General features: G+C 45.0%; 24 protein-coding genes (1 of these 24 running past the window's edge). All 24 read left to right on the top strand.

Annotation, left to right across the window (positions count from 1 at the left end; genetic code table 11):
- The first annotated feature begins 144 nt into the window (after positions 1-144).
- Complete coding sequence (locus NSQ99_RS02105) at positions 145-864, top strand: vWA domain-containing protein (protein WP_251671263.1); 720 nt, start codon at positions 145-147, stop codon at positions 862-864.
- Positions 848-1,783, top strand: coding sequence for a protein kinase domain-containing protein (locus tag NSQ99_RS02100; RefSeq protein WP_340834728.1), 936 nt, complete (start codon positions 848-850; stop codon positions 1,781-1,783). Before NSQ99_RS02105 ends, NSQ99_RS02100 begins: the two co-directional genes overlap by 17 nt.
- 15 nt (positions 1,784-1,798) lie before the next feature.
- Positions 1,799-3,211, top strand: a complete 1,413-nt coding sequence (tilS, locus tag NSQ99_RS02095) for a tRNA lysidine(34) synthetase TilS (protein ID WP_340834726.1) — start codon at positions 1,799-1,801, stop codon at positions 3,209-3,211.
- Between the two features lie 79 nt (positions 3,212-3,290).
- Entirely contained in the window at positions 3,291-3,827 is a 537-nt protein-coding gene (gene hpt / locus NSQ99_RS02090) for a hypoxanthine phosphoribosyltransferase (protein ID WP_251671257.1), read from the top strand.
- Positions 3,828-3,916: 89 nt separating this feature from the next.
- Positions 3,917-5,959, top strand: a complete 2,043-nt coding sequence (gene ftsH / locus NSQ99_RS02085; RefSeq protein ID WP_251671255.1) for an ATP-dependent zinc metalloprotease FtsH — start codon at positions 3,917-3,919, stop codon at positions 5,957-5,959.
- Between the two features lie 749 nt (positions 5,960-6,708).
- Complete coding sequence (gene nadA / locus NSQ99_RS02080; protein ID WP_251671253.1) at positions 6,709-7,647, top strand: quinolinate synthase NadA; 939 nt, start codon at positions 6,709-6,711, stop codon at positions 7,645-7,647.
- Positions 7,648-7,689: 42 nt separating this feature from the next.
- Positions 7,690-9,306 carry an L-aspartate oxidase gene (nadB, locus tag NSQ99_RS02075; protein WP_340834720.1) on the top strand — a complete coding sequence of 539 codons (1,617 nt, stop codon included), beginning with the start codon at positions 7,690-7,692 and terminating at the stop codon, positions 9,304-9,306.
- The gene (nadC, locus tag NSQ99_RS02070; protein WP_251671249.1) at positions 9,299-10,183 is read left to right on the top strand and encodes a carboxylating nicotinate-nucleotide diphosphorylase; all 885 of its coding nucleotides are present in this window, start codon (positions 9,299-9,301) and stop codon (positions 10,181-10,183) included. The genes nadB and nadC overlap by 8 nt, the downstream gene beginning before the upstream one ends.
- Positions 10,180-10,947, top strand: a complete 768-nt coding sequence (locus tag NSQ99_RS02065; RefSeq protein ID WP_251671247.1) for a type III pantothenate kinase — start codon at positions 10,180-10,182, stop codon at positions 10,945-10,947. The genes nadC and NSQ99_RS02065 overlap by 4 nt, the downstream gene beginning before the upstream one ends.
- Positions 10,948-10,951: 4 nt before the next feature.
- A complete protein-coding gene (gene hslO / locus NSQ99_RS02060; protein ID WP_340834716.1) occupies positions 10,952-11,845 on the top strand; it encodes an Hsp33 family molecular chaperone HslO in 894 nt (297 codons plus the stop codon).
- A gap of 13 nt (positions 11,846-11,858) precedes the next feature.
- On the top strand, positions 11,859-12,809 hold the full coding sequence (locus NSQ99_RS02055) for a peptidylprolyl isomerase (protein ID WP_340834715.1): 951 nt from the start codon (positions 11,859-11,861) through the stop codon (positions 12,807-12,809).
- A gap of 114 nt (positions 12,810-12,923) precedes the next feature.
- Positions 12,924-13,862 carry a cysteine synthase A gene (gene cysK, locus NSQ99_RS02050; RefSeq protein WP_251671241.1) on the top strand — a complete coding sequence of 313 codons (939 nt, stop codon included), beginning with the start codon at positions 12,924-12,926 and terminating at the stop codon, positions 13,860-13,862.
- 170 nt (positions 13,863-14,032) lie between these two features.
- Positions 14,033-15,601, top strand: a complete 1,569-nt coding sequence (locus NSQ99_RS02045) for an anthranilate synthase component I family protein (protein ID WP_340834713.1) — start codon at positions 14,033-14,035, stop codon at positions 15,599-15,601.
- A gap of 19 nt (positions 15,602-15,620) precedes the next feature.
- A complete protein-coding gene (gene pabA / locus NSQ99_RS02040) occupies positions 15,621-16,199 on the top strand; it encodes an aminodeoxychorismate/anthranilate synthase component II (protein ID WP_340834711.1) in 579 nt (192 codons plus the stop codon).
- Positions 16,200-16,216: 17 nt separating this feature from the next.
- Positions 16,217-17,113 carry an aminodeoxychorismate lyase gene (pabC, locus tag NSQ99_RS02035; protein WP_340834709.1) on the top strand — a complete coding sequence of 299 codons (897 nt, stop codon included), beginning with the start codon at positions 16,217-16,219 and terminating at the stop codon, positions 17,111-17,113.
- Between the two features lie 37 nt (positions 17,114-17,150).
- On the top strand, positions 17,151-18,017 hold the full coding sequence (gene folP, locus NSQ99_RS02030) for a dihydropteroate synthase (RefSeq protein ID WP_340834706.1): 867 nt from the start codon (positions 17,151-17,153) through the stop codon (positions 18,015-18,017).
- Entirely contained in the window at positions 18,017-18,388 is a 372-nt protein-coding gene (gene folB, locus NSQ99_RS02025; protein WP_251671228.1) for a dihydroneopterin aldolase, read from the top strand. Before folP ends, folB begins: the two co-directional genes overlap by 1 nt.
- Positions 18,381-18,905: a 2-amino-4-hydroxy-6-hydroxymethyldihydropteridine diphosphokinase gene (gene folK / locus NSQ99_RS02020; protein ID WP_251671226.1), complete on the top strand. Its 525-nt coding sequence runs from the start codon at positions 18,381-18,383 to the stop codon at positions 18,903-18,905. Before folB ends, folK begins: the two co-directional genes overlap by 8 nt.
- Positions 18,875-19,087 (top strand): helix-turn-helix domain-containing protein, encoded by a 213-nt coding sequence (locus NSQ99_RS02015; protein WP_251671224.1) that lies wholly within the window; start codon positions 18,875-18,877, stop codon positions 19,085-19,087. The genes folK and NSQ99_RS02015 overlap by 31 nt, the downstream gene beginning before the upstream one ends.
- A 5-nt stretch (positions 19,088-19,092) precedes the next feature.
- Positions 19,093-20,073, top strand: coding sequence for a tRNA dihydrouridine synthase DusB (gene dusB / locus NSQ99_RS02010; RefSeq protein WP_251671222.1), 981 nt, complete (start codon positions 19,093-19,095; stop codon positions 20,071-20,073).
- Positions 20,074-20,345: 272 nt separating this feature from the next.
- Entirely contained in the window at positions 20,346-20,822 is a 477-nt protein-coding gene (greA, locus tag NSQ99_RS02005; RefSeq protein ID WP_251671341.1) for a transcription elongation factor GreA, read from the top strand.
- Positions 20,823-20,891: 69 nt separating this feature from the next.
- A complete protein-coding gene (lysS, locus tag NSQ99_RS02000) occupies positions 20,892-22,391 on the top strand; it encodes a lysine--tRNA ligase (protein ID WP_340834701.1) in 1,500 nt (499 codons plus the stop codon).
- Positions 22,392-22,527: 136 nt separating this feature from the next.
- Complete coding sequence (locus NSQ99_RS01995) at positions 22,528-23,034, top strand: RNA polymerase sigma factor (RefSeq protein WP_340834699.1); 507 nt, start codon at positions 22,528-22,530, stop codon at positions 23,032-23,034.
- Positions 23,027-23,041 carry the start of a zf-HC2 domain-containing protein gene (locus NSQ99_RS01990; protein WP_340834696.1) on the top strand. The gene runs 813 nt beyond the window's last position, so only the first 15 of its 828 coding nucleotides appear in the window; its start codon is at positions 23,027-23,029; its stop codon lies off the right edge, out of view. Before NSQ99_RS01995 ends, NSQ99_RS01990 begins: the two co-directional genes overlap by 8 nt.

The following is a 23,041-nucleotide window of genomic DNA, read 5'->3' as shown; positions in this document are numbered from 1 at the left end:
TCATTAGCCATAGCAATTGGTGCTCATGTATAATAAAGCGTAATAGACATAGATTACTAGGGTTAAGTCTCTCTTTTTCAGGCAATGCTAGGAATAGATTGTCGTATACACAATTACGGCATGCTTGAAGAGGAGGGTATCGTAATGAAGCAAATGTTAATAATTACTGATGGCTGCTCTAATGTGGGAATGAGTCCAATCGTTGCAGCCGCTCACGCAAAATCAGAGGGGATTACGGTGAATGTCGTTGGTGTCGTAGATCAAGGTGATCTAGGAGAATATGGCGCGTCCGAGATTCATGAGATTGCTAGAGCAGGTGGTGGATTAAGTAGATTAGTGGAAACGAAGGAACTAGCACAGACCGTACAGATGATGACGCGGAAAACCGTTGTTCAAACGATTCAGCTTGCCGTACAGCGCGAGCTTCAAGCCGTGCTCGGCAACGATTCTATCGAAGCTCTGCCACCTGAGAAGCGGGGAGAGGTTGTACAGGTGATGGATGAGCTGACCGAATCCAGCTCACTGCAGGTTGCACTGCTTATTGATGCGAGTGCGAGCATGAAGCCAAAGCTTGCTTCGGTGGAGGAATCAATCCACGATCTTATGCTTAGCCTGCAAGCTAGAGAAGGAAAAAGTGAAATTGCAGTCTTTCATTTCCCAGGCTCGAAGCAGGAGGACTGTGTATTAGACCTCGACTGGACGACTCATCTAAAAGGGGTGCATTCGATTTTTCCGAAGCTGCATATGAGCGGAACGACACCTACAGGCCCTGCGATGATGAAGGTTATTGAATATTTTGTACAGCATAACGACTCCAAACGTCGTTCAGAAATGGAAGGGATGCTGGGTGACGACGTCGTTTAAGCTTCCTATAAAAAAAGGAAGCATCATTACGGGGAAATGGAAGAATGGACAGTATCGAGTTGAGCGATTGCTAGGCGAGGGAGCAAACGGGAAAGTATATCTGGTGTCCAAGGGCTGGCAATCGTACGCATTGAAAATGGGTGCGAGCTCGATTGACCTTCAATCTGAAATTAATGCACTGAAGGCTCTCTCTGGCGATGATTCGTCTCGGGGATCATATTTAATGGACGTGGATGACTGGATTACGCCACAAGGGAAAGAAGTGCCCTTTTACACGATGCGATACGTAAAAGGGCTGAATATGGCAAATTATATAGCCCAGCACGGAGCAGATTGGTTTCCGCTGCTCGGCTTGAATTTGCTTCGCAGCCTTGGAGAGCTTCATCGTGAGCGCTGGATATTTGGTGACTTAAAGCTTGAAAACATTATTGTTGGCGAGTATGGTGAAGTAGACTTAATTGATTTCGGAGGAGCGACCCCCTTTGGAAAGGGAGTCAAACAGTTTACAGAAATCTATGATCGCGGCTATTGGAACGAGGGCACAAGATCTGCAGATGCAGCCTACGACCTCTTCTCCTTCGGCGTGCTATGCTTACAAGTGTTTGCTCCGCGCAAGCTGGCCCAGCTGTCGAAGGAGCTGCTTCCACAAACTCGTTCAGCTGAGCAGCTGATTGAGCTAGCGCGTGAAATTCCTCAACTTGCGCCTTATCGTAAATGGCTGGAGCAAGCCTTTGATGGTGGATTCTCACATGGTAAGGAAGCAGCCTCAGCCTGGCGGGCTATTACCCATCAGCGTAAACCTACAGTTAAAAACACAGCAACTCCTCGCTGGCTAAAGGTAATGATTGCGATATCGATTGTATCGCTCTGCATTACTGCTTCACTTTATGCACTTGATTACACCGGATTATTAAGGTAGAGGATGATGGATGCGATGGGCATCATGGATGAATTAACAGCATCGTTATTAAAGGATCAATCGATTGATAAGTCTGGCAGCATCGTTGTTGCCGTTTCAGGTGGTGCAGATTCGATGGCGCTGCTCCATATTCTGCACCAGCTTGCTCCAAAGCTTGGTCTGACATTGATTGCAGCTCACGTGAATCATGGCTTTCGTGAGCAATCGCTTGCTGAAGCGGAGCTCGTACGCAGCTACTGCATGGAGCGAAACATATTATGTGAAATGATTGAGCTGGACATGCCTGCGTACTTGGAGCAAACGAACGAGAACAGCCAAGCAGCATCACGCAAGCGCAGGTATGCGTTTTTCCATGACGTCGCACAGCGCTACGGAGCGTATGCCATTGCTCTTGCCCACCATGCAGATGATCAGGCAGAAACTGTACTTATGCATGTGCTGCGAGGCTCGGGCTTGTCTGGGATAAGCGGTATGCAAAATCGGAGAAACGAAAAAAACGTGGAACTAATTCGCCCCTTGCTACGTATGAGAAAGAATGAGCTTATCTTGCTCTGTCAGCAGGAGCAAGTGCCTTATTTAGAAGATAGCAGCAATTTTTCTAGAGATTATCATCGCAATGAGCTCAGATTGGATGTTATTCCGATGCTTGAGCGCTATAATCCTCAGCTCGTTGATTCGCTAGGCCGTCTAGCTGAGATTGCTAGTGAAGAGGACGCATGGCTGCAGCAGCAGACAGAAGATAGATTTAGACAGCTTGTATCGAAGCAGGAGCAAAGCTTTGTCGTTTCATGTCATGCTTTATGCAATGAACCGATTGCTTTACAAAGGAGATTGATTAAACTAATATTAAGTTATCTGTCTCAAGAAGCAACGACGATATCATTTGATGGGATAGAGCGTATTAGACATATCGCAGCCAATCATGCGCATCAGACCTATCGTATGGACGTTGGCGAAGGAATAATGTGCATTCGCGAATATGAAATGTTACGATTGGTACATATTAAGCATTATGAACGTCTCAGATCGACATCCACGTCTTTAAGCATGGCATTGGAGCAGCTTCCATGTAAGCTTCAATTCGGCAATTGGTTGATTCATGCTGATATTATTCCGTCTGATGAGCTTCCTCAGCTTCAATCGAAGCACGAAGCCGCCTTTGATGCCGCAATTTTATCCTTTCCACTGCACATTCGTTCAAGAAAATCAGGTGATCGAATGCAGGTTTTAGGATTAAATGGCACGAAAAAGGTGCAAGATATGTTCGTGGATGGAAAGATAGCACTTGCTGAGCGTGATACATATCCGATTATCGTCGATCATGAGGACCGTGTATTATGGGTGCCTGGGCTGCGCAGATCATCTATTGGTCTTGTTCAATCGCATACAAGGCTAATTGTTTTCATTCAATGCTCGAGGCATACGTGAGAAGATTCATGCTTGACCAATGAATAGGAATGAACTTCAATTCGAAACATAACATAGTTAAATGTAGGGGGATTACCAGTTGTTAAACGATATTCAGGATGTACTATACAGCGAAGAGCAGATTCTAGACAAGGTAAAAGAGCTTGGGGAGCAGTTAACGAAGGATTTCGAAGGTCGTAATCCACTAGTAATCTGTATCCTTAAAGGCGCGTTTATCTTTATGTCTGATCTTGTAAAAGAAATAAAGGTTCCGCTTGAAATTGATTTTATGGCGGTATCAAGCTATGGTCAGTCTACAAAATCTTCAGGCGTCGTAAAAATTATTAAAGATCTTGATGTGTCTGTTGAAGGTCGTGACGTCCTCATTGTAGAAGATATTATAGATAGTGGTTTGACGCTTAGCTACTTAATCGATGTGCTGGAGCATCGCAATGCAGCTTCCGTTTCGGTCGTTACATTGTTTGACAAGCCTGCCCGTCGCTCAGTGAAGCTTGAGCCGAACTATAAAGGGTACACATTGCCAGACGAGTTTGTTGTCGGCTATGGGCTAGATTATGCGGAAAAGTACCGCAATCTGCCATTTATCGGCATTCTTAAGCCGGAAGTCTATTCATAACACCTCGCATGTTGCCTCCAAGCAGCTTCTATTGTGATGGAAAGTCATGCTATGGTAAAATATTTTAAGCGTCTGAGAGGAGGTAGGGGATGAAACGGTTCATCCGTAATACAGGTTATTATTTAATTATTTTTTTAGTTACAATTGGGATCTATAATTACATCAGTAATACAGGTGAATCTTCCACACCTTTAAGATACGATGAGCTAGTTACAGCGATCGAATCGGGCAATGTGGCAGAATTAACATTAAAGTATGAGGATCAGTCCTATCTAGTAACGGGTAAGTATATACAAGCGCCAGACGGCGGCAATGCCAGCTTCACTTCTCGTGCTGGGACGGCCTCGCTTGATCAGATTGAAGATTTAAGGCAGCAGTATAATTTCACCTTGAAGTACGAGAAGATGAAGACTACGGGCTTCTGGACGAATTTCTTTATTACGATCATTCCGTTCGTGCTTATTTTTATTCTGTTCTTCTTCCTAATGAATCAAGCTCAGGGTGGCGGCGGCAAAGTCATGAACTTCGGTAAGAGCCGTGCAAAGCTCTACAATGAAGAGAAGAAGCGTGTAACGTTCCAGGATGTTGCCGGTGCAGATGAAGAGAAGCAAGAGCTTGTTGAGGTTGTTGATTTCTTGAAAGACCCTCGCAAGTTTAATATGGTAGGTGCGCGTATTCCGAAAGGGGTACTACTAGTCGGACCTCCGGGTACAGGTAAAACATTGCTTGCACGTGCAGTAGCAGGTGAAGCGGGTGTTCCATTCTTCAGTATTTCAGGTTCTGACTTCGTCGAAATGTTCGTAGGGGTCGGTGCATCTCGTGTGCGTGACCTATTCGAAAATGCGAAGAAAAATGCACCTTGTATTATCTTTATTGATGAAATTGACGCTGTTGGTCGTCAGCGTGGCGCTGGTCTAGGCGGTGGTCATGATGAGCGTGAGCAAACGCTGAACCAAATGCTAGTTGAGATGGACGGCTTCGGAGCGAACGAAGGTATTATTATTATCGCTGCAACGAACCGTGCAGATATTCTTGACCCTGCATTATTACGTCCAGGTCGTTTTGACCGTCAAATTACAGTTGACCGTCCAGATGTTAAAGGACGTGAAGCAGTTCTTAAAGTTCATGCACGCAATAAGCCGCTGACGAGTGAGGTTCAGCTGGATGTCATCGCTAAGCGTACAACTGGCTTTAGTGGTGCGGATCTCGAGAACCTACTGAACGAAGCTGCGCTACTAGCTGCTCGTCGCAATAAAAAAGAGATTAACATGGTCGATATTGATGATGCCATTGACCGCGTTATCGTTGGTACTGAGAAGAAAAGCCGTGTTATTAGTGATCGTGAAAAACGCATCGTAGCTTATCACGAAGCCGGACATACGATTGCAGGCTACTTCTTGGAGCATGCTGACCAAGTGCATAAAGTAACGATCATTCCACGTGGACGCGCAGGCGGATACGTAATTATGCTTCCGAAGGAAGATCGTATGCTCGTTACGAAAAACGAATTGCTTGACCGTGTTTGTGGTTTGCTTGCAGGCCGGGTTGCCGAGGAGCTGTTTATCGGAGAAATCGGTACTGGGGCATACAGTGACTTCAAACAAGCAACGGGTATTGTTCGCAGCATGATTATGGAATATGGTATGAGTGATCGTCTTGGACCGATGCAATTCGGTAATTCTCAAGGTCAAGTATTCCTAGGACGCGATCTTGGTCATGAGCAGAATTATTCCGATGCCATCGCTTATGAGATTGATCAAGAAATGCAAACGATCATTAACAGCTGCTATGAGCGTACGAAAAAGCTATTGCAGGAGAAAAGTGATGAGATGCATTTGATTGCTCAAACGCTGCTAGAGGTTGAAACGCTAGAGATCGAGCAAATCAAATCATTGATTGATACAGGCGTATTGCCAGAGCCATTCTCAGGCGGTTCAAGCAGCACTCCAGCAAGCAATGGCGACTCAGCAGAGGAAGTAACGTCTTCTGAACCAATCGTTGATGAAATTGGAGATGTTAAGGTTCGTATTCAAACGCGTGATGCGAATGAGCCAATCGCTGAGCAGGATGTTGTTGAAGAGAAGGAAGTAGGTAAGACTATCTCCGACGAAGACAACAAAAAAGACTCTTAGAGGATATTCAAAAAGCACAACTTTGATCACGAAGTAATACACTGGATGGTTATTCGGCATCGAATATGGAACGCTACCGAAAACTCCGGTGCTCACGTACCCAAAACGTACGCTGCACTCCTCGTTTTCTAGTTTCGTTCCATCTTCTCGGTGCTGAAAGCTGAACTTTTTGAACCCGATTGAAGTGGATGCTCAAAAAGTACAACTTTGATCACGAAGTAGTACAGGATGGGTTTTCGGCATCGAATATGGAACGCTACCGAAAACTCCGGTGCTCACGTACCAACACCGTACGCTGCGCTCCTCGTTTTCTAGTTTCGTTCCATCTTCTCGGTGCTGAAAGCTGAACTTTTTGAACCTGACTGAAGAGGAAGTCAAAAATTCCAGCTTTGATCACGAAGTAGTAGCTGAACTTTTTGAACCTTATTGAAGAGGAAGTTCAAAAGAACACCTTTGATCTAAATAATGACTGTATTCTGTTTCTTGGCAACAAGGACAGAATACAGTTTTTTTGTATCACCTTTCGCTCTTATTTCGGGCCATCGAATAAATTTGTTAAAGAATGATGAACAATTGGTCCTAATTCCATTGACATGTGCTTGCAACACATGTAAATTAAATCTTGAAACATTAAGAAATTGTTCACAATCTTTCATTATTCAGAGGAAGCGACTTGGGAAAGTAAGTGCATGATTTCACAAAGTCGTTAAGAATAGGGTTATTATTGCTCACTTAAGGAGAGGATCATTGTGGAAACTTTAGCGATGGAACGCAAGCAGGAACAAAACCGATTATTGCGTGAACGACTGATGGAGCTTAAAAAGGAACGTAATGCCATTATTTTAGCGCACTATTATCAGCGCGACGAGATTCAGGAAGTTGCCGATTTTCGAGGGGATTCTTTCTTACTGGCACAAAAAGCAGCAGAAACCGATGCCGAGGTTATTGTTTTTTGCGGTGTTCATTTTATGGGCGAAAGCGCAAAGATTCTAGCTCCGAACAAAACGGTAATTATCCCTGATGAACGTGCCGGCTGCCCGATGGCAGATATGGTTAATGTAGACGGATTGCGCAAGCTAAAAGCTCAGCATCCAAATGCAAAGGTTGTTACTTATATTAACTCTTCTGCGGAGATTAAAGCTGAAACCGATATTTGCTGTACCTCAGCGAACGCGGTGAAGGTCGTTAATTCTGTAGACGCGGATGAAGTTATCTGGGTTCCAGATAAAAACTTAGGACATTACGTTCAGCAGAATACCGACAAGAAGATGATCATCTGGGAAGGGTACTGCAATACGCATGACATGCTGACCGTAAAAGACGTAGAAGAAATGAAAGCCAAATATCCAAACGCACAGTTCGTTGTTCATCCAGAATGCCGTCCTGAGGTTGTAGCTCTCGGTGATTTCGTAGGAAGCACAACAGCTATACTTAAATATTGCAAGGAATCTCCTTGTCAGGAGTTTATTGTTGGTACAGAGGACGGCACAGGCTACCAGCTTCGTGTGGACAGTCCGAATAAGCAATTCCACTTTGCATCCAAATACCTTGTATGCCCGAACATGAAAGTCAATAACTTAAAGAAGCTAGTTAAATGCCTTGAAACGATGCAGCCTGAAATTTTTGTGCCAGAACATATTGCAGACCAGGCGCGTCAATCATTGGAGCGCATGCTACTTGTAAAGTAGCATGCGTTGTTCCTATTCTAAGGAAATATAGGGGGTACCACGGTGATTCCAAGATACTTAGTGGATATCGATATTGATGCATTACCAGTGGTTGATACAGATGTTATTGTCATCGGAGCAGGAATTGCAGGCTTATTTACAGCACTTCGGGCAGCAGGTGAAGCGCAGTCCGTCGTTTTAGTTACAAAAAAATCGCTGCTAGACAGCAATACTCGTTATGCTCAGGGTGGAATTGCAGCGGTTATCTCCGAGGATGATTCCCCAGAGTATCATCTTCAGGATACGCTCGTTGCAGGCGCAGGCTTATGCGATCGAGAAGCCGTTGATGTGCTTGTCCATGAGGGACCGCTCGGCGTCGAGCATTTAATTAGGCTTGGAACGCAGTTTGATAAAGAGAATGGTGAATTTGCACTTACGCAGGAGGGCGCCCATAGCCAGCGCCGTATTCTTCATGCCAATGGCGATGCAACCGGCTATGAGATTGTTCGTGCGCTTTCTGAGAAAGCAATTAGTGAACCAGGCATTGACGTGTGGGATAACCATTTCGTTATCGATTTAGTTACAGCAGATAACGTATGCTACGGCGCCATTGTGCAGCGAAGCAACGGAGAGCGTGTTTTCCTTCGCGGCAAGTCCACGATATTGTGCTCTGGCGGTGCAGGACAGCTCTACCGTTACACAACGAATCCAGAGGTTGCTACGGGTGATGGTGTGGCGATTGCTTACCGCGCAGGAGCTAACATTCGAGATATGGAGTTTACGCAATTTCATCCAACGGCTCTATGCTATCCAGGTGCACCACGCTTTCTTATTTCAGAAGCGGTACGCGGTGAAGGGGCTTATTTGCGTAATATTAAGGGCGAGCGCTTTATGGAGAAGTACCATGAGCAGCTGGAGCTAGCGCCTCGTGATATTGTTGCTCGCGCCATTGTAAGTGAGATGGAAGAGACGAAAAGTACCTTTGTATACATTGATATTACTCATCAGTCTGAACAGCTGATTAAGCATCGTTTCCCGACGATTTATCAATATTGTCTCGCTTATGGTCTTGATCTAACGTCAGACTGGATTCCTGTAGCTCCGGCTATGCACTACATGATGGGCGGTGTACAAACCGATCTGCATGGAGAGACGAATATCGCTAGATTGTTTGCTTGCGGTGAGGTGTCATCGACGGGTGTTCACGGCGCAAATCGATTGGCTAGCAACTCATTATCGGAAGCCATCGTATTTGGCAGTCGCATCGTTGACCGCATCGTGAAGCTTGAGCCGCTTGAAGCTATGCCTTCCATTGTGTACAAAGCTGAGCGTCAGCCCCATGCGATGCAGCCCTTCGTGGAACGTCGCCTAAAGCTGCAAAAGGTGATGGTACGTCATACAGGCTTAAAACGCAGTCGTCAAGGCCTACAGCGCGGTCTAGAGGAATTGAACCGCCAGCGAGCAATTTTTGACACGGTGCTTATGGAGCGCGAGGAGTTTGAATTTGCCAATATGCTTACTTGCGCACTGCTTACGACCTCGTCAGCATTATATCGAGAAGAAAGTCGCGGGGGTCATTATCGTGAGGACTTCCCTCATCGTGATGACGAGCGCTGGTGCAAGCATACGATTGTTAATCGCAACCAGGATCAGTTAAAGGAGTGGATCGAGTATGTATGAATGGACGACGGGCGGCTATGCTGAGGAACTGAAGCAACAAATTCGCAGCTGGCTAGCTGAGGATATTGGCAGCGGAGACGTAACAACGGAGACAACTATACCGGCACACTCCCAAGCAAAAGCTATTATCCATATGAAGGAAGACGGTATTATTGCGGGCATACCGATTGCAAGGCTCGTATTCGAAGTCGTTGATCCAGCGCTAGAATTCAAGGCTCTTGTACAGGATGGAGATGCCGTAACGAAGGGTACCGTAATTATAGAGGTCGAAGGCAGTACAAGAAGCTTGTTAACGGGTGAGCGCTTAGCGCTTAACTTAATGCAGAGATTGTCAGGTATTGCAACGAGAACGAATCAGTATGTCAATGCGCTAAAAGGATTACCAACGCGCTTAGTTGATACGAGAAAAACAACACCTGGTCATCGCATGCTGGAAAAGTATGCTGTGCGTGTAGGCGGCGGACATAACCATCGCTTTGGCCTTTACGATGCAGTTATGATCAAGGATAATCATATTAAAGGTGCAGGAAGCATCACAGCAGCCGTGCAGTCAGCGCGTAAGTCTATTCCTCACACGATGAAAATCGAGGTAGAGACGGAATCGATGGAGCAAATTAAAGAGGCACTGGCATGTGGAGCCGATATCATTATGCTTGATAATATGAACGCTGAAGCCATGAAGCAAGCCGTAACGTATATTAAAGCTCAATCTCCACATGTTATAGTAGAAGCTTCCGGTGGAATTACGCTGGAGTCAATTTATGAGAAAGCTTCAGCAGGGGTAGATGTCATTTCTGTCGGGGCGTTAACGTATTCCACTCAAGCTTTAGATATTAGTCTGGACTTGAATGAGAAGAAGGGTGGAGCAACTGCATGATTTTAGTCATTGATGTTGGCAACACAAACATCGTGCTCGGTATTTATCAGCATAAAGAGCTTTTACATCATTGGAGAATTAGTACGAATCGATCCGGAACGGTCGATGAGTACGGTATGGCAATTCATAATTTGCTTCAATATGCAGGTCTTCGATTGGACAGTATAGAAGGAGTAGTGATCTCGTCTGTCGTTCCTCCACTAATGGGACTTTTAGAGCAGCTATGCTTGAAGTATATGAAAAAGACTCCGCTTATTGTAGGTCCGGGCATTAAAACTGGCTTAAATATTCGTTATGAGAACCCACGTGAGGTAGGCGCCGATCGAATCGTTAATTCTGTTGCAGCCATCGAAAAGTATGGGGCGCCTCTAATCGTTGTTGATTTTGGAACAGCTACAACATTTGACTATATTGACGGTGATGCTAACTATTTGGGCGGTGCAATTGTACCGGGTATTGGTATCTCAACCGAGGCATTGTATCAACGAGCGGCTAAGCTGCCGCGTATCGAATTAACGAAGCCAAAAAGCGTTATTGGCAGAAATACGGTTCATTCTATGCAAGCGGGTATTATTTACGGTTATGTTGGACAGGTTGATGGTATCGTCAATCGCATTAAAAAGGAATTTAACGTACAGCCGAGAGTCATCGCTACAGGCGGGTTAGCAGAGCTGATCTTTGCTGAATCAGAAACGATTGAAGAAGTTGATTCTATGCTAACACTCGAGGGCTTGCGTATTATATATGAACGAAATCAGGAGTGATGACATGGCTGAGCAATTGAAAGATATACTAGTACGTGGTACGGCTTGGGGCGGTAAATTACGCGTATTCGCTACACGTATGACAAACACCGTAGAAGAAATGCGTGTTCGTCACCAAATGTTTCCTACCGCGACCGCTGCAATTGGTAGAACGAGCATTGTGGCGGCTATAATGGGTGCGATGCTGAAGGGCAAGGAACGATTAACGATTCAGGTCAAAGGCGACGGTCCTATCGGTCAAATCGTTGTCGATGCCAACGCAGACGGTGAGATTAGAGGCTATGTAGATCATCCTCAGGCACACCATGCAAGCAATGAGCATGGCAAGCTCGACGTTGCAGGAGCGGTAGGAACATCAGGCAACATTTATGTTACGAAGGATTTGGGTTTAAAAGAGCCTTACAGCGGTAGTGTGCCGATTATATCGGGAGAGCTGGGGGAAGATTTTACGTACTACTTCAGCGTTTCGGAGCAAACGCCTTCTGCTGTTGGTGTAGGCGTGCTTGTTGACGTAGACAATTCTGTTATTCATGCGGGAGGCATTATCGTTCAAGTGCTCCCAGGCCTAAGCGATGAGGAGCTAACTCATCTGGAGCAAGCTGTTGCTGCACTTCCGCCTGTAACAACGTTGCTGGATCAAGGTGAGACGCCAGAAGGCATTATAAAATGGTTAGTCGGAGACGATTTTAAGATTCATGATGAGATGGAAATCCGTTTCCAATGTAAATGCTCTAGAGATCGCGTAAGTACGACACTACTAAGCATAGGAGCAGACGAGCTGCAGTCCATCATTGATGAAGACGGACAGGCAGAGCTGGTCTGTCACTTCTGTAATGAGAAATACCATTTTGACAAAGAGCAGTTAGAGCAATTACGAGATCAAGCAAGATCGTCATAAGGATTTGACCTTAATGAAGAAATACAATGTGTTAAAGGTGGTCGTCATCGCTCAAGCGATTGGAATGATCGCGCTAACCGTTCTATTCATATTGCATTACGTTCCTTACCTAACGACAGGGAAGGATAACAGCGAAGCACAGCAGATGACGGGTAGCAGCGATGCCGAGGATGAAGAAGTTATCGCAGTTATTGCAGATCATCAAATTACTAAGCAACAATTAATTAACGAACTGCTTGAGCTCTATGGTGATCGAGAGCTTGAGCAGATGCTTATCCATCATGCCATTGAGCTTGCGGCTGAAGAGAAAGGCATCACGCTTTCTGCTGATGAGCTTTCACAAGCTATTAAAGAAGCAGCAAGCGGCTATGAGAATGAAGAATCGTATTTTGAGCTAATGCGCAGTCAACTGGGACTCTCTCAGCAAAGGGTGGTCGCAGACATTGCCGATCATGCACTGCTTATGAAGATCATAACGGCCTCCGCTAACATAAGCGAGCAAGAAGTTAATGATTATATTGCTGAGCATATGGAAGAGTTAATGCCGAAGCAGCGTCTTGACCTAAGCTGGATTTTAAGTCCAACCTATGAAGACGCAGACAAGGTTATGCAGCTACTTCACAAAGGCAACCTCTTTTCAGATCTGGCGAAGAGCTTTTCGATAGACCCCTATAGTGCTGAGCAAGGTGGCAGTCTCGGAGAAATCGAAAGCGATGATCCTTTTTATGACGAGCGGATGCTACAAGAAGCGATGCAGCTAAACGTTGGTGATATTGTCGGACCGATTGAAATAAGTGAAGGATATGCCATTATTCAACTGCTTGGAAGACAAATAGAAAATGAAAAGTCAGAAGAAGCTATAAGAGAATGGGCGAGAAAGCAGTTAGCTTTGCAGCAGATCGGATCATTATCCGAAGCTAAGCAGCAGCTGCTGAATCAATACGTTACGGTGATCCGAAAATAATTACACATTTATTCCATTTAATCGCACAATGATATTGACAAACATACGCACGCATTGTTAAGATATTAGTATCAAAACCAACTAAATTAGTCGGAATAAGGAGGATTTATTCTCATGGCAAGAATTGTACAAAGCGTTACTGAACTTATTGGTGATACACCACTGGTACGTCTTAATCGTTTAGTTCCTGAAGGTAGTGCAGAAATATACGTAAAGCTTGAATATCAAAACCCTGGTGCAAGCGTAAAAGACCGTATTGCGATTAGCATGATTGAAGTTGCAGAGCAACAAGGTCTAATTAAACCAGGAGATACAATCGTTGAACCAACGAGTGGTAACACGGGAATCGGTCTTGCACTAGTAGCTGCAGCTAAGGGCTATAATGCAATTCTTGTTATGCCGGAAACGATGAGCATCGAGCGTCGCAATCTGCTACGTGCTTATGGTGCTAATCTTGTTCTGACTCCAGGCTCCGAAGGTATGAACGGCGCAGTACGTAAGGCGGAAGAGCTTGTTGCAGAAAACCCAGGCTACTTTATGCCGCAACAATTCAAAAACCAAGCCAACGTTAAAATCCACCGTGAAACAACTGGTCCAGAAATCGTTGAAGCGATCAACTCACTAGATGGTAAGCTAGACGCTTTCGTTGCAGGGATCGGAACCGGCGGTACGATTTCAGGTGCTGGCGAAGTGTTGAAAAATGCATTCCCTAATATTAAAGTGGTAGCAGTAGAACCTTCAGGCTCTCCTATTCTATCTGGCGGTAACCCAGGACCACATAAAATTCAAGGTATCGGAGCAAACTTTATTCCAGATATTTTGAATCGTGAAATTTATGATCAAGTCATTACAGTTGAAAACGAGGAAGCATTTGAATACGCTCGTCGTGCTGCGAAAGAAGAAGGTATTCTATGCGGTATTTCCTCTGGTGCTGCGATTAGCGCTGCTCTTCAAGTTGCGAAAGAGCTTGGTGCTGGTAAGCGTGTTGTAGCGATCGTTCCAAGTAATGGTGAACGTTACCTAAGTACGCCACTTTTCAACTTCGACAACTAATAGAGATATGTTCGATCGAGTAGAGGTATACCATGACATTGTGGTACTCCTCTACTTTTTTTGTTGAGGAGAGACCTGCTATAATAAGCTAACTAGCGATAAACCTTTATTTTTACGAGTCATTTTTGTATACTAGGCGAAAGTAAAACAAACGACAGGAGCTAGTATAGATGTTAACGTCTTGGCAATCATGGCAGGAGTGGCACAAACATGGAAGCTACACGAGCCTTCCATATATGAAAAGATTAGAGCTCGATTGGTTCGATTATGGCTATGTGCCAGCATGGACGGAAGTTTGGCAGGACGCTTCTCCCTACGCATTTGTACTTGAGAGCGGCAAGGTCGGACGTTATACATACGTTGGCTTGTCTCCTCAAAGCATCATCCACGGGACAGGAGAAGTAGCTCAAGTGCTAGATTTCGAGGAGGAAGGCGACCAGGCAAGCCCTTGGTCAGTCGTAAAGGGTAAGCCGTTAGAGGTTGTGCGTGAGTGGATGAAGCCTTATGTTAGCCCAAGAGTAGCGGGAGCTCCCAAATTTAGTGGAGGCTGCGTTGGGTTTTGGGGCTACGATGTCGTACGAAGCATAGAGCGTTTGCCACAGCAAGCATTGCGAGATATGTCGATCCCTGATTATTTGTTCATGAGAATGGATGAGGTGTGGGTGCTCGATCATGAAGAGCATGCGGTCTATTGTATTGTTCATCGCCATATTGACCCGAAGTGGAGCGAGCAGGAGCTGCGCAGCTGCTATGAACGAGCTGCAGGTCATGCAGACAGCATGGCAGATTACTGGCTGACATGGTTTGAAAGTGAGCAGCAGCGCTCTGCCGCAGAGCAGGAGCGTATGCGCAAGCTTGCTCATATCAAGCAGCAAAGCCTTCATATTAATGTAGAAGAAGTGCAGGATCTGTCATCGCCGTTCGAAAAAGAGCATTTTATTGCAGCAGTTGAACGGATCAGAGATTATATCGCTGCTGGTGATGTGTTCCAGGTTAATCTCTCCCAGCGGCAAAGCAAGCAGCTGACAGGAAAGCCCGAGGAGCTGTACGAATGGCTACGCTGCTTTAATCCTTCACCGTATATGGGTTATATTGCGACGCCAAGCTTTCAGATCGTATCGGCTTCACCAGAGCTGCTTGTTGAGCAGGTAGCGGGTAAGCTTGTAACGAGGCCCATTGCGGGTACACGCAGACGCGGTAAGACCGATGAGGAGGATGCGCGCTTTATTGAAGAGCTGCTTAGCAATGAGAAGGAGAAGGCTGAGCATATTATGCTCGTCGACTTGGAGCGTAATGACCTTGGCAGAGTGTCCGCCTATGGAAGCGTCAAGGTGGAAGAGTTAATGGTTATTGAGCGATATTCCCATGTCATGCATCTTGTGTCACAGGTCGAGGGGCAGCTTGCAGAGGGCAAAGATTTATTCGATGTCATCGCTGCGGTATTCCCAGGAGGGACAATAACAGGAGCTCCAAAAATTCGCACGATGGAAATTATCGAAGAGCTCGAGCCTGTACGCCGCGGGCCATACACCGGCTCCATGGGGTGGATTGACTACAACGGCGATATGGAATTTAACATTATTATTCGTACGATGATGATTGAAGAGGATCAAGTTCATGTACAGGCTGGCGCAGGCATCGTCATTGATTCAGATCCTGAGCGTGAATATTATGAATCATTAAGCAAAGCGAAGGCGCTGTGGAAAGCCATTCAATATAGCGAGACCTACCAATCATAACAAAGGAAGGAAGATCCCAATGATCCTTGTCATTGATAATTACGATTCTTTTACTTATAATCTAGTGCAATATCTCGGACAGCTAGGTGAAGACATTATCGTTAAGCGTAACGATGAGATAGATATCGCCGGAATAGAAGCACTTGCGCCAGACCATATTATGATTTCACCTGGACCATGTTCACCGAACGAGGCGGGGATTAGCCTGCAGGTTATCGATCACTTCAAAGGTGTAATTCCGATGATCGGTATATGTCTTGGACATCAATCGATCGGGCAAGCGTTTGGTGGCGAAGTTGTGCGTGCTGAGCAGCTAATGCACGGTAAAACCTCACAGATTCATCATGACGGTAAATCTTTGTTCGAGGGGCTGCCATCTCCATTTACAGCGACACGCTATCATTCCTTAATTGTCAGACGTGAATCACTGCCTGATTGCTTGGAGATTACTGCTGAGACGGAAGAAGGAGAAATTATGGGCTTGCGTCATAAACAATATTCAATCGAAGGCCTGCAATTTCATCCGGAGTCAATTATTACAGAGCACGGGCTGCGTATGCTCGAGAATTTCCTGAAGCAGCGCACTGTGAAAGCATAAGAGCAGATACGGTGAGTATGATGAGTATAGTTTATCTCAATGGACAAATGATGAATGCAGAGGAAGCTATGGTCTCCGTCTATGACCATGGCTTTTTGTACGGATTAGGACTGTTCGAGACATTTCGAACTTACGGTGGGCACTGTTTTTTATTGGAGCGACATATGAAACGGCTTCTAGAAAGCTGTGATCAGCTAGGCATTCAGCTTCGTATGAACGCAGAAGATGTTCAGCAGGCCGTAGGCGAGCTGCTGCAGCTCAATAAGCTAGAGGATGGCTATGTGCGTTTAACGGTAAGTGGAGGTATGGGAGAGCTGGGGCTGCCTTCAGAGGATTATGATCAAGCAACAGTCGTCATTATGGTAAAGCCGCTGGGAGCGATGTCTGAAGAAGTCTGGAATACTGGAAAGGCATTGCAGCTGCTTCAGACAAGAAGAAACACGCCGGAGGGGCGTTATCGGTTTAAATCACTCCACTATATGAACAATATACTAGCCAAAAGAGAGCTGCTATCCCTTGGAACGCGAACAGCTGCTGGCGCTGAAGGACTGATGCTCAGTGAAAAGGGAATACTGGCAGAAGGAATCGTAAGTAATCTGTTTTTCGTGCAGGATGGGGTGATCTATACCCCTCATGTCGATACAGGGATTCTACCCGGCATTACGCGTCAATACGTCATCGAGCTGGCAGGGCGTTTATCGTACGAGGTTAGAGAAGGTCACTATGATTTTGAAGCACTATGGAACAGCAGTGAGGCATGGATGACGAACTCCATACAGGAGCTTGTTCCTGTGACGACATTGCTTACGACAGCTGGTGAGAAGCAGCAGTTGTCGGGCGGGGAAGCAGGGCCGATCTGCAGGCAGCTGACAGCAGCCTATCGAGCGTCTATTGATAAGCAGATAGAAAGCTAAAAGCTACTATACATAATACAGATGAGGTGAATAGAGCGTGAGTGCACCTACGTTTTGGAAAAGAAGCTATACGCTTCACAATGATGTTTCGCTTGAGCTCGGCAACCGCACGTTAATTATGGGAATATTGAATGTGACTCCGGACTCGTTCTCAGATGGAGGCAAGCATAACACATTAGACCTGGCTGTTGCTCATGCACAAAAGCTGATTGAGGATGGGGCCGATATTATTGATATCGGAGGAGAATCGACAAGGCCTGGCTTTACGCCTGTATCTGTTGATGAGGAGCTGGAGCGAGTCATTCCGGTCATACAGGCTATCGCAGCAAAGTTTCCCAATATCCCGTTATCCATTGATACGTATAAATCAGAAACGGCAGCGAAAGCCTTGGACGCTGGTGCCCATATTATTAATGATATATGGTGTCTTAAGTATGATGGACAGATGGCGGATGTAGCGGCTCAGTACCAATGTCCAGTTATATTGAATCATAATCGTGAGAACTCCGATTATGCTGCGGTTGTGCAGGATGTTGTCTCTGACTTGAAATACAGTGTCGAGCTTGCGCTTGCCGCAGGGGTTAAGCACGAGGACATATGGCTTGACCCAGGCATTGGCTTTGCGAAGGGCTATGAGGAGAATATGGAGGTTCATGCGCATTTAGATCAAATTCATGCGCTTGGGTACCCTGTATTGCTTGGAACATCGCGCAAAAAATTTATTCGAGATACGCTTCAAGTAGAGGCATCAGAAACGTTGGAGGGAATCATTGCCTCCAACGTGATTGGTATAGCGCAAGGCTGTCAAATCGTACGTGTGCATGATGTTCAAGCGATGAAAAAGGCTGCAATGCTCGCTGATGCGATATTGTATCGCATCTCGAACAAGAAGGAGCATAAGTAATGGACAAGATGACGTTAAAGGGAATGCGTTTTTTTGGATATCATGGCGTATTTCCAGAGGAAAATCGTTTAGGTCAGCAGTTTTTTGTTGACCTTGAGCTGCTGATGGATATGAAGCAGGCTGCACGAACCGATGAACTGGAGTATGCACTTGATTATTCAGCTGTTCACGCATTTGTTAAACAAATCGTAGAAGGAACCCCATTCAAGCTGCTAGAAGCACTAACCGATCATATTGCATCGCGCGTTCTAGAGCATTATACTATTGTGAATGAAGTGACGGTTAGAGTAACAAAGCCGCACCCTCCTTTTGAAGTGTACTTTGATGGTGTAACCATCGAGATGAATAGAAAGAGAGACGATTATGTCTAAATCGACAGCACGTAATACTGCATATATCGCGCTCGGCTCCAATATGGGGGATCGTGAGCAATGGCTGCTGCAAGCCTTAGATGCATTAAACAAACGGGAAGAGCTTACTATTACTGCAGTATCGGCAATTTACGAGACGGATCCTGTAGGCTATACCGAGCAAGATGCATTTTTGAATATGGTTATTGAGGTAGAGACAACCTATTCTCCACATGAGCTTCTGCAGCAACAGTTAAAGATTGAGAATGAGCTTGGAAGAGTTCGACAGGTCCAATGGGGGCCAAGAACTATTGATCTAGATCTTCTGCTGTACGATAATATGGTCTTAGAGACAGAGCAATTAATATTGCCACATCCTAGAATGATGGAGCGGGCGTTTGTATTAGTTCCACTCCGCGATGTGCTTACTGAAAATCACGTTCTATACAGTCAGGTTGAACAGATCGCCAAGGAAGCGCTGCACTCAAGAAAGGAAGGCATTACAATATGGAAAACGATCAATTGGCTCAACGTGTAAGAGCATTTCGCAAATTGAAGGGCTACACGCAAATTGAGCTAGCTGAGGAATTAGGCGTATCCGTCGCTGTACTCGGCTCATTAGAGCGCGGTACAAGAAGAAATGACCCTAAGCTGCTAAGGCTTATCGCCAATAAATTAGAAATTAGCTATGAAGAGTTAGTGACGGTCAAAGGGGAGTAGGACACATGCTGAAAATCGGGAACATCGAGATGAACAATCAAGTCGTTCTTGCTCCGATGGCAGGCGTGTGCAACCCAGCATTTCGCTTAATCGCTAAAGAATTTGGTGCAGGCTTAGTTTGCGCAGAAATGGTGAGCGATAAAGCAATTCTTCACGGCAACAAGCGAACGATGGAAATGTTATATGTCGATGAGCGTGAAAAGCCGCTTAGCCTTCAAATCATTGGAGGTGACCGGGAATCGCTTGTCGAAGCTGCGAAGGTCGTAGATAAACAGACGAATGCTGATATTATCGATATTAATATGGGCTGTCCGGTACCAAAGGTTACAAAATGCGATGCAGGTGCACGTTGGCTGCTGGATCCGAATAAAATTTATGAGATGGTATCTGCAGTAGTTGAGGCGGTAGAGAAGCCCGTTACAGTTAAGATGAGAATTGGCTGGGACAGTGAGCATATCTATGCCGTTGAGAATGCGCAAGCAGTAGAGCGTGCTGGGGGAAGTGCAGTAAGTGTTCATGGACGTACACGAGAGCAGCAATATACGGGAAAAGCCGATTGGAGCATGATTAAGCAAGTGAAGCAATCGGTATCGATCCCCGTTATCGGTAACGGAGATGTCTTTGAGCCTGAGGATGCTCGTCGTATGCTTGATGAGACGGGGGTTGATGGCGTAATGATTGGCCGCGGTGCACTAGGCAACCCATGGATGCTATATCGTACGATTGAGTATTTAACTTCGGGGCAGCTGCCGAGCGATCCGACACCTGAAGAGAAGATCGAAGTGGCTATTCTTCATATGGATCGTTTAATTGCACTGCGTAATGAAGCCGTTGCTGTTCGAGAAATGAGAAAGCATATGGCTTGGTATCTTAAGGGACTGCCAGGAGCCGCCCGCGTAAAAGATCAAATCATGGAAGAAACAAGTCGTGGTCGTTTGGTCGAAATACTGAAGGAATTTGTTGCATCCTTAAATAAGGGGCAATGAGGCTTAAGAGGTAATTATGGCTGGTTTATAGCCTTTCGTTGAAGTGCTAAGTGCGTAATTTTGTAGACGATGGGACATGTTATTTGGATAATACAAGAAATGTTGACTGATTTTTCATATCCAATTGACATATCCTCTTCTAATGCAATATAATCTTGCAATATATATTGTAAACACTTTAACGGGCATGTTCAAACATATCTGTAATATATTAATTATCAGTGAATTCATACACGGTATGAAAATAAGTCACATGACAGGGGACTTGGATGATGAATGATAAGGAAACTATTCTAACTCAGGACGGACTGAAAAAGTATGAAGAAGAATTAGAAAACTTGAAGTCCGTCAAGCGTCGTGAAGTTGCTGAACGTATTAAAATTGCGATTGGCTACGGTGACATCAGTGAGAACTCTGAGTATGAGGACGCAAAAAATGAACAGGCATTTATCGAAGGTCGTATTATTACATTGGAAAAAATGCTTCGCAATGCAAGAATCATTAACAATGATGAAATCGACGTTGATATGGTAAGTGTAGGCTGTACGGTAACGGTAGAGGATTTAGAATTCGGTGACCATGTGGACTACACCATTGTAGGTACTGCGGAATCTAATCCATTTGAGAATAAAATCTCTAACGAGAGCCCACTTGGCAAAGCAATTCTAGGTCAAAAGAAAGGAACGGTTGTAGAAGTTAACGTTCCTGCTGGCAATATTCAATATAAAATTGTAGATATCAAAAAATAAGGTATAATGTGTTTAAGAGAAAGCTTCCTTAAGGAAGCTTTTTGAACGTTTACCGCAAGATTCAAGGAGATGAGTAGATTGGAACAAGATAACCAAACGCAAGAACTAAGTGAATTGTTGCAAATCCGTCGAGACAAGCTTGACTCGCTTCGAGAGCTAGGTGTAGATCCGTTCGGTAAAAAGTTTGAGCGTTCGAATAACGCGAAAGAATTGCTCGATGCATATGCAGAAGTAGACAAGCCTCAGCTAGAAGAAATGAATGTATCCGTAAGCCTTGCTGGTCGTATTATGCAAAAGCGTGGGATGGGTAAGGCGAGCTTTGCACATATCCAGGACTTAACGGGCCGTATCCAAATATACGTACGTAAAGATACAGTTGATGCTGACAAATTTGCAGCGTTTGAACTGTTAGATATCGGTGATATTGTAGGCGTTAAGGGAACGGTGTTCAAAACAAACACAGGAGAAGTTTCCGTTAAAGTTTTGGAGCTTGAGGTCTTGTCCAAGTCTTTGCTGCCACTGCCAGACAAGCATCATGGCTTGAAGGATGTTGATTTGCGCTATCGTCAACGCTATGTTGACCTTATTGTAAATCCAGAAGTACAGCAAACCTTCATCTATCGTTCCAAAATTATCCAGTCTATGCGTCATTACTTGGATTCACTTGGATACTTAGAAGTCGAAACTCCTACGCTGCACTCTATTGCAGGCGGAGCTGCCGCACGTCCGTTCATTACACACCATAATGCACTGGACATGCAGCTATATATGCGTATTGCGATTGAGCTTCATCTAAAACGTCTTATCGTAGGCGGTTTGGAGAAAGTGTATGAGATTGGTCGCGTTTATCGTAATGAAGGGATGTCTACGCGTCATAATCCTGAATTTACAATGATTGAGCTATATGAAGCATACGCTGATTATAAAGATATTATGGCGTTGACTGAAAATATGATTGCTCATATTGCACAAGAGGTGCTAGGCACGACGAAAATTATGTACCAAGGTGTAGAGGTTGATCTAACACCGCAATGGCGTCGCGTAAGCATGGTTGATCTTGTTAAAGAAGTGACAGGTGTAGATTTTAGCGTACAGATGTCAGATGAAGAAGCACATGCGCTAGCTAAAGAGCATAAAGTTCCAGTTGAGCCGCATATGACATTTGGACATATTGTCAATGCGTTCTTCGAGCAATTCTGTGAGCACACTTTAATCCAGCCTACCTTTGTAACGGGTCATCCGGTAGCCATTTCACCACTAGCTAAGAAAAGCGAGGCTGACCCTCGTTTTACGGATCGCTTCGAGTTGTTTATTGTTGCTCGTGAGCATGCCAATGCATTTACCGAGCTTAACGATCCAATCGATCAACGCGAGCGCTTTGAATCACAGCTTACAGAGCGTGAGCAAGGGAATGACGAAGCGCATGAAATGGATGAAGACTTCCTGCGTGCATTAGAGTACGGTATGCCACCAACAGGTGGACTGGGAATCGGTATCGATCGCCTAGTTATGCTGCTTACCGATGCACCATCCATTCGTGATGTACTGCTATTCCCTCATATGAGATAAGGATGAGTTAAGACCAACGCTTTTTTCGCAAGAATAACTTAAAAAACTCTGTCATCGTGTATTGCGGTGTCAGAGTTTTTTTGTTTTTTGTAACGAATTGCACATTTACTAGTCGTATGTAGAGAAAGGAGGAACGATGCTGATTAACTTTAAGATCATTTATGAAAAGCATTTTAGAGATGTCTATCGATTTATTTACTCGCTATGCGGGGATGAGAGCTTGGCAGAGGAAATCACGCAGGAGACCTTTCTTAGAGCTTTAACGCATATCGACTCATTTCAAGGTAAATGTCAAATGAAGGTCTGGCTATGTCAAATTGCTAAAAACATATTCTTCACACACCAATCGAAGCGGAAGAGGATAAGCGACTGTGAGATAGACATGGATAACAGCTTACCGAGTCAAGATCAGCCGCTAGTTAAAGCATTAGCTCAAAAAGATGAAGCGCTTCGCATTCATAAAATAGTACATAGACTTAAAGAGCCATATAAAGAGGTGTTTACACTTCGCATATTCGGTGAGCTATCTTTTGCGGAAATTAGTCAATTGTTTAACAAGAGTGAAAGCTGGGCAAGAGTAACCTTTTACCGAGCTAAGCAAATGATTCATCGAAGAATGGAGGAGGAAGGAAGCTTTGAGTAAAGACACA

It is taken from the genome of Paenibacillus sp. FSL W7-1287 (assembly GCF_038004245.1).
GTDB classification, from domain to species: domain Bacteria; phylum Bacillota; class Bacilli; order Paenibacillales; family Paenibacillaceae; genus Pristimantibacillus; species Pristimantibacillus camelliae.
Note: the sequence above shows the minus strand (reverse complement) of the source record. Positions and strands in the feature narration are given on the sequence as shown.